This is a genomic window from Hypericibacter sp., from assembly GCF_050729195.1.
Taxonomy (GTDB): domain Bacteria; phylum Pseudomonadota; class Alphaproteobacteria; order Dongiales; family Dongiaceae; genus Hypericibacter.
On sequence record NZ_JBOHKS010000127.1, the window covers coordinates 1 to 4,357 of the forward strand.

Consider the following 4,357-nt stretch of genomic DNA (forward strand, 5'->3'; position numbering starts at 1 on the left):
TTCCTGAGCGCCGAGGAGCGCCAGAATTTCGCGCCGGGATTCCCGCTCCTCTGGGTCGATTCCAAGAGCACCGGCGGGGCCCTGGTGGGCTATGAGTTCACCTCGTCGCATGCGCCTATGCCGCTCCTGGTGGGGATGACCGGCACCCTGACGCTCTATAACGACGCCGCCAGCTGCCAGGGCGTATTCGATTCACGGATCGAGGATTTGACGACGAAGGCGGGATTTCCCACGCGGCGCATTCATACGGTTTGCCAGCGCCCCGACCTGCAGAACGCTTATATGGCTGACTACCTGATCTTCGCGCCGGGCGCGGATCGCCTGGTCAAGCTCGCGGTCCAGCGGCGAGGTCTCGACGGCCATGACAGGGACGGCACAGCGCCCCACAGCGACGCGCTCCTGGCGGCGGCCGTCCAGACGCTGAAGGGCGAAGCCGGCGAGTAGGACCGTCTGAGGGGCGGGGCGCGGGAGAACCGGAGGAAGGGCGCAGCCGCCCATTTTCACCACCGGGCATCGGGACCCGGACCGTGCTAAAAGCGACGGCGTCCAGATCCCCCTCCATGGCTCGGAGTCGCCCCCGATGCGTGCCTTGCCGACCGCCGCCCTGCTCCTCCTCCTCAGCCCGGCGGCCCAGGCGGCCGACCAGTTCACCATCGGCCATTGGGACGGCGGCGCCCGCTATGACGAGAGCGGCAGCTTCATGCGCTGCTCGATGACGACCGAGTTCGTGACCGGCGAGTTCGTCACCTTCTCGAACGCCAAGGATGGCAGCTTCGTCGTCAGCTTCACCAACAAGCATGCCGACCTGAAGAGGGGCCAAGCGGAATCGGCCGAGATCATCGTCGGCGAATATCCGCCGCTGCCGGCGCTCCTGACCAATTACGACGCGAACACCGCCGGCATGACCTTCGACAATCCGGGCGCGATCTATCAGCGGCTGCGGATCGGGACCCGCATCGCGGTCAATCCGGCGACGGGCGAGTCCATGGTCTATCCCCTGAGCCAGGTCAATCGCGGCCTGCAGCGGCTCCTCGCCTGCACCATGCGCGAGATGGGCTTCAGCAATTACGGCAACCAGGCCGTCGGCGATCCCTTCGGCGCCGGGATTCCCGTCCCGGCCGACGACGGCACCACGCAGGCGGTCGGCCACGGCCCCACCAGCACCGCGCAGTTCAGCCCGATCGAACCCGCGGTCCTGACCGATCTCGCCAATGGCCTGCTGGCGAAGGCCGGCGTCACCAACGCGCGCATCCTGCCGGATGCGGAGCGCAAGAAGATGGCGCCGGGCTTCCCCCTCTTCTGGCTCGATTCCGACCGTTCCGGCGGCGGCCTCTCCGGCTATGAATTCACCCAGCGCCACGTGCCGATGCCCTATCTCGTCGGCATGACCAGCACCCTGACGCTGTTCAACGATTCCGCCAGCTGCCGGGGCGTATTCGACTCCCGCATCGAGGATCTGAGCGGCAAGGCCGGATTTCCGGCGCGGCGCATCCACACCGTCTGCCGGCGCGCCAACCCCCAGAATGCCTATGTGGCGGACTATATGATCCTGGCGCCCGACGAGAACCGGCTGATCAAGCTCGCCGTCGCCCGGAAAGGCCTCGATGCGCAGCAAGCCGACGCCGAGGTGCCGCACAGCGACACGCTGCTGGCGGCGGTGCTGCAGACGCTGAAGGGCGCCGTCGGGCAGTAGGGGCGGCGGTTACGCCTTCGCGCGCTGCGGTTCCTTGCGCGCGCGGCCGAGCGCGTTATAGAGCGTCGCGCGCGAAATGCCGAGCTGGGCCGCCACATATTGCGAGGCGTGGCGCATCTCGAGCAGCCCGCGGCTCTCGATTTCGGCGATCAATTCCTCGCGCTCGGTCTTGTCAAGACGCTGGATCGTCTTGCGATGGGTCAGCAGGAACTCGCGGATCACCAGATTGACCTGCTCCCGCCAATCCTTGCGGAACAGCATCTCGGGGCGCGGCACCAGTGTGTCGAAGGGAAAGAGATCGGCGATCAGCTTGGTCGCGGCGTCCAGGCCCGAGAGATCGAGATTGACGCAGAGCAACCCGATCGCGGTGCCCACATCGTCGCGCAGCACCGCGGTGATCGAGCGCAGACGCTCGCCGCCCGGCCCCGCCTTCTCGTAGGGACCGAGAACGCCGACGCCGTCGCTGAAGTCGGAGATGTCGAGATCGACAAGCGATTCATCGCCGACCTTCCGTCCGGACCAGACATTGGCCATATGCGCGATCTTGCCGCTGCGCAGATCATGCAGCACCACCTCGACATGCGGCCCGAACAGGACGGCCAGCGCCTCGGCGATCGGCACATAGGTCGCGAGGGGTGTCGTGTTCGGCCGTCTGTTCTTAGACATATCGTCCACTATTCGTGATTGTCGCGCGCTGCCGGAGTTCTACTCGCATCCCCTGGACCAATCAATCGATGCGGTTCAAAGCTGCTTATATTACTGGACATAGAGCGTTCCAGCGCTCCGGGCGTTCGCGTCTCCGGGCGTCGGATTACATTGACTGTCTAATATAGACAAAACGTCCTGTTCTTGTATAGTCGCCCCTGAAAGTCCGGCAGGCGGAGCGCGCGCCGGCACGCAGGCCCGACCAGGACGCCGGTGTCGAAAGAGCGCTTCTCCGGGGAAGAACAGGGGCGGACGCTATGCCTCCTGAGAGCCGGCGATAACGCCACAAGGCAAGGGAGGCTACCGATGAGATATCCGATCCGGACAGCGGCCATAGCGCTGCTGATTGCCACCGCCTGCAGCACGGCAGCGCTGGCGAAAGAATGCGTGCGCATTATCGGCACGGAAAGCGGGCTGCCGAATATCGGCTTCGATCCTGCCTTCCAGCCCACCGACGACAATGCCTACGGCATCTATGCCGTCTACAACAAGCTGGTCGATCTCGATCCGAAGGAACTGAAGCCCGTTCCGGCGCTGGCCGAATCCTGGACCGTCTCGCCCGACGGTAAGACCTGGACCTTCAAGCTCCACCAGGGCGTCAAGTTCAGCGACGGACGTCCCATGACCTCCAAGGACGTCGTCTACAGCTTCCGCCGCCTGATCGATCCCAAGGTCGCATCGCCGGCTGCGGGCCCGCTGAATTTCCTGAAGGCGGAGAACATCATCGCGGTCGACGACTACACGGTCGAGTTCAAGACCGAACAGCCGGTGGCCGAGCTGCCGACCTTCCTGGGATTCAAGCACGGCTTCATCGTTCCCGACGGCGCGACCACAGAACAGCTCACGACCCATCCGATCGGCACCGGTCCCTTCACGGTCGAGACCTTCCAGCCGAACGAATCCCGCCGTGTCCTGCGCAAGAACCCCAATTACTGGAAGCCGGGGCTGCCCAAGGCCGACTGTCTCGAAATCCAGGTGATCCTCGAGGAAGTGACCCGTACCGCCGCCATCCAGTCGGGCCAGGCGGATCTCCTGATCGCGACCGGCGCCTCGAGCGCGTCGATCCTCAAAGACGATCCCAAGGTCAAGCTGCTGGCTGGTCCGGCGGGTTCCTATTACACGATCTCGATCCAGTCCGACAAAAAGCCGTTCGACGATGTCCGCGTTCGCCAGGCCTGGAAGGCCGCGATCGACCGCCAGGCCATCGTGGATACGGCCATGCTGGGCTACGCCATCGCGGGCAACGACAACCCGATCCCGACCAACTGGAGCAGCGCCTACCGCCATGACGTGAAGCCTTACGACCCGGCGCTGGCCAAGAAGCTGCTGGCCGAGGCGGGCTATCCCAACGGCATCGATGTCGAGCTCAATACCGGCGATGTGGCACCCGGCATGCTGAACTTCGTCCAGGCGGTGCAGCAGCAGTCGGCCCCCGCCGGCATCCGTGTCACGCTGGTCAACAACCCGGGCGACACTTTCTGGGACACGGTCTGGATGAAACGCCCGGTCTTCAACTCGACCTGGACCATCCGCCCGCCCGGAGAGGCCTTCGCCTATATCTTCGCCAGCACCGCCGCCTATAACGAAGGCAACTGGAAGAATCCGGAATTCGACAAGCTGCTGGCGGATGCCAATGCCGAGCTCGACGACGCCAAGCGCGAGGCGATCTACAAGAAGGCGCAGGAGCTGCTGTCCGAGCAGGGCAGCATCATCATCCCGTTCTTTTATCAGCCGATCAATGCGATCCGGACCGCCTGCCACGGCTTCAACGCCCATATCCAGCAAAACAACCTGAATTACGAAGAACTCGAATGCGATGACCGCTGAGCGACCTGGACAGCCAATGGCCTGACCCTTCAATGTCACTCCGTCATGGAAACATTGATTTTCAGACGCGTCTTCCAGGCCGCGATAACGCTCTTTCTCGTGAGTCTGATCATCTTCCTCGCGGTCGAGGTG

4 protein-coding genes are annotated in these 4,357 nt (G+C 64.1%); 3 read left to right on the plus strand and 1 reads right to left on the minus strand.

From position 1 onward, the window contains the following. Positions 1-444: hypothetical protein (locus tag ACREE8_RS09780; protein ID WP_431572799.1), on the plus strand; the 444-nt coding region annotated here is incomplete at its 5' end. Positions 445-580: 136 nt separating this feature from the next. Continuing rightward, positions 581-1,693, plus strand: a complete 1,113-nt coding sequence (locus tag ACREE8_RS09785) for a hypothetical protein (protein ID WP_431572800.1) — start codon at positions 581-583, stop codon at positions 1,691-1,693. A gap of 9 nt (positions 1,694-1,702) precedes the next feature. Here the strand turns inward: ACREE8_RS09785 and ACREE8_RS09790 are convergent, their stop codons facing one another. Beyond that, positions 1,703-2,359 carry a helix-turn-helix transcriptional regulator gene (locus ACREE8_RS09790; protein WP_431572801.1) on the minus strand — a complete coding sequence of 219 codons (657 nt, stop codon included), beginning with the start codon at positions 2,357-2,359 and terminating at the stop codon, positions 1,703-1,705. A gap of 345 nt (positions 2,360-2,704) precedes the next feature. On the opposite strand from ACREE8_RS09790, the gene ACREE8_RS09795 reads away from it, so the two are divergent. Beyond that, the gene (locus ACREE8_RS09795; protein WP_431572802.1) at positions 2,705-4,225 is read left to right on the plus strand and encodes an ABC transporter substrate-binding protein; all 1,521 of its coding nucleotides are present in this window, start codon (positions 2,705-2,707) and stop codon (positions 4,223-4,225) included. The last annotated feature ends 132 nt before the right edge of the window (positions 4,226-4,357 follow it).